Raw genomic sequence first — 3,273 nt, forward strand, 5'->3', positions numbered from 1 at the left:
TGATATAGCGCGCCGCCAGGCCACGGGAACGCAGGCAGGCAAGCATCAGGTGAGCGAAGTCCTGGCACACGCCGCGACGGCGCTCCAGCACTTCAACCAGCGGCGTGGCGACCTGGGTGGCTTCGGCATCGAAGGTAAATTCGCTGAAGATCTTCTCCATCAATGCCTGCGTGCCCAGCAGTAAAGGCTCGCCGGGCGGGAAGCAGCTTTCGGAGAACTCGACGAAGGTTTTCTTCAGATGGACATAGGGCGACTCGAAGCGATAGCGGCAGGCTTCGATCAGCTCGGCGCTCAAGGCTTGGCTGCTGTAGGTCAGGCTGTCGCGGGTGTGGTCCCAGGGCGGCGACCGCTGGAAGTCCAGAGCGGGTCGCGAAAGCACTTCTACAGTGAGTCCGGCGTTCACCAGCAATTCATCATGGGGCCGTTCGAACGCCAGGCGAGTGATCGGGTTGCCGAATACGTCCAGTTCGTCGCGGCGCGAGGTGGGTTCCGGGCTGATATCCAACTGCTGCCAGGTGCACTTCTGCCAGGCGCACGGCCTTGGCCACAGGTGCGCCAGTTGCTGGGCCAGGGACACCGGGCTGTCATAGTGGTAATGGGTATCGTGGAAAATCTGGTAGCGCGCGCTCATTACACCGACACCGTTTGCTGGCTGACATCATCCACGTGGGCAAAATGGCGCAGCGCCAGGCGATCCGACACCTGCCCGCTTTCATCGGCCACCGCTTGCAGCAAGTCGGCCAGGCCGTCCAGCGCGGCACGCACGCTGGTTTCGCCAAACAGGCCGTCCTCCAGGCAGCCCAGGTCAAAACGCGCCAGGCGCTCGACCAAAGGCACCAGCCCGGTTTCACGGGGCACGCCAAAATCATCATTGAGACGGCGCAGGGTGCGGCTCACCAGCTTGAGCTGGAACAGCACCGCATGGGGGTTCTGCTCGTCGAGCAGCAGCAAGTCGAGCACCGGGATCAACTGCGGCACCGCCAGGTAGCGCGAGCGGTAGGTGATGCTGCTGTTGCCCAGCTCCAGCAACCATTCCAGCCCGGCCTGATCGAACACCGCCACGCCACGCAGGAACGCCGCAAGGCTGCTGCTCAGAAACTGCAGACGCTCGATACGCCGGCCCATCATCAAGAAGCGCCAGCCCTCATCGCGGGTCATGTCGTCCAGGGCAAACCCGGACAGTGCCGCCAGGGACATCACCAGGCGGTTGAGAAAGTCGAGCAGCTCGCCAAAGTCTGCAGTGTCGCTTTCCAGTTCCATGGCTTCGCGTTGCAGCTCCACCAGGGCCTGCCAGTTTTCCCTGGACAACTTGCCGCGCACCTGGGATGCCGCCCACTGCAGGCGCTGCAGGTTGGCGCGCAGACTTGAAGGCCAGTCATCACCCAGCAAGGCGGCGAGCAGGCGCTCAGGCAGCTCGCCCTCCTCCGGCAACAGGCGCAGGCTTTCGCCCAGTTCGACGGCGGCCTGCAACGCCAGCGGATCGTCGCCGTCGACATACCGCGCCAGCACAATGCGCAGCCAGCGCGCACTGTCGTCGCAGCGCTCGCAGTAACGACCGAACCAGAACAGGTTTTCCACCACGCGCGAGGGCAGATAGGGATCGCGGCGCACCAGGTCATAGGCGCCAATGGTGCGTTGGGCGCGCCACTGCTCGCCACCCGGCACACGTTCGCCGAGTACCCAGGTGTCCTTGCTCGCCCCGCCGCGCTGCATCGACACCACCTCGGCATCGGCGTCGGCCGCCACGCGAGTCAGGCCGCCGGGCAGTACCCGATAACCGTCTTCACTGGCCACGGCGTAGACACGCATACCAATGGCACGGTGTTGCAAGTGGTCATCCACGGTGTGCCATACCGGCGCCTGAGACAGTTGCGCCAGCTCTTGGGCGACATAGGCATAGGGCCGCGCACGCATGCGTTCAGCCAGGGCCTGGCGCTGTTCGTCGTCAAGGTCGCGACCAAACACCGGGGCGAAACTTTGTGAGGGAAATGCCGGCTTGATCAGCAGCTCCGGGAGTTTTTCCAAGGCTTCGGCAAGCACCGGCGCTTCGCCGCACCACCAGGTGGCAATCGACGGCAGGATCAAGGCTTCACCGAACAAAAATTCGTTGATCTTGGGCAAAAAGCCCAGCAACCCCGGGGACTCCAGCACGCCGCTGCCCAAGGCATTGGCCACCAGCACATTGCCTTGGCGTACGGCGTCGAGCAGGCCCGGCACGCCGAGCGCGGAGTCGGTGCGCAGCTCCAGCGGGTCGCAGAAATCATCATCAAGGCGACGCATGATCGCGTGCACCCGGCGCAGGCCGCTAAGGGTTTTCAGGAACACGGTGCTGTCGCGCACGGTGAGGTCGCCGCCCTCTACCAAGGGGTACCCGAGCTGGCGCGCCAAGTACAGGTGTTCGAAATAGCTTTCGTTGAAACGCCCCGGCGTGAGCAGCACGATCAGCGGCGGCTGATCATCGCCAGGGGCCTGGCGCGCCAGGGTTTCCTGCAGCGTGCGAAAGAAACCGGTGAGGTGCTGCACCTGCATATCCCGGTACAGGTCCGGGAAGGCGCGGGACACGATGGTGCGGTTTTCCAGGGCGTAGCCGGCGCCCGATGGGGCTTGGGTACGGTCGGCGGTGACCCACCAGCGGCCGTCCGGCGTGCGCGCCAGGTCGACCGCGTACAGATGCAGGAACGCACCGTCGGGCGGCTGGATGCCCTGGCACGGCCACAGAAAATTGTTATGCCCGAACACCAGTTCGGCCGGCAGCAAGCCTTCCTTGATCAGGCGCTGCGGGCCATACAGGTCGGCCAGCACCGCATTGAGCAGGCGCGCACGCTGGGCGATGCCGGCCGACAGTTGCTGCCACTCCTCGGCCGCCAGCACATGAGGCAGCAGGTCCAGTTCCCAGGGGCGGTCGGCGCCCTTGGGGTCGGCGTAGACGTTATAGGTGACGCCGTTTTCCTGGATCTGACGCGTCAACAACGCCTGGCGCTGGGCCAGTTGTGCGGGCGTGCTGCGTTGCAGGTGATCGAACAAGCGTCGCCAATGGGCACGCACCGCGCCGCTGGCGTCCAGCAGTTCGTGATAGGTGCCCGCGGTGAGCGGGTAACGGTCGAGCAAGTCGGACATGGAACGCTCGGCAGAGGCAAGGGAAGTCAGGTTAACTCAAATTCACTACGATCCAATGTGGGAGCTGGCTTGTTGTGGCGAGGGAGCTTGCTCCCGCTCGACTGCGCAGCAGTCGCCTGCAATTGGGGGCGCTTCGCACCCCAGCGGGAGCAAGCT

2 protein-coding genes are annotated in these 3,273 nt (G+C 64.6%); both read right to left on the minus strand.

Annotated elements, in window-relative coordinates; translation table 11 throughout:
* Window positions 1–631, minus strand: a 631-nt coding sequence (locus tag APH41_RS10510) for a transglutaminase family protein (protein WP_054918843.1), incomplete at its 3' end; no start/stop codon positions are given.
* A complete protein-coding gene (locus APH41_RS10515; protein WP_054918845.1) occupies window positions 631–3,117 on the minus strand; it encodes a circularly permuted type 2 ATP-grasp protein in 2,487 nt (828 codons plus the stop codon). The genes APH41_RS10515 and APH41_RS10510, both read right to left, overlap by 1 nt.
* Window positions 3,118–3,273: the final 156 nt, after the last annotated feature.

Origin of the sequence: Pseudomonas sp. NBRC 111138, from assembly GCF_001320835.1 — a bacterium.
GTDB classification, from domain to species: Bacteria; Pseudomonadota; Gammaproteobacteria; order Pseudomonadales; family Pseudomonadaceae; genus Aquipseudomonas; species Aquipseudomonas paracarnis.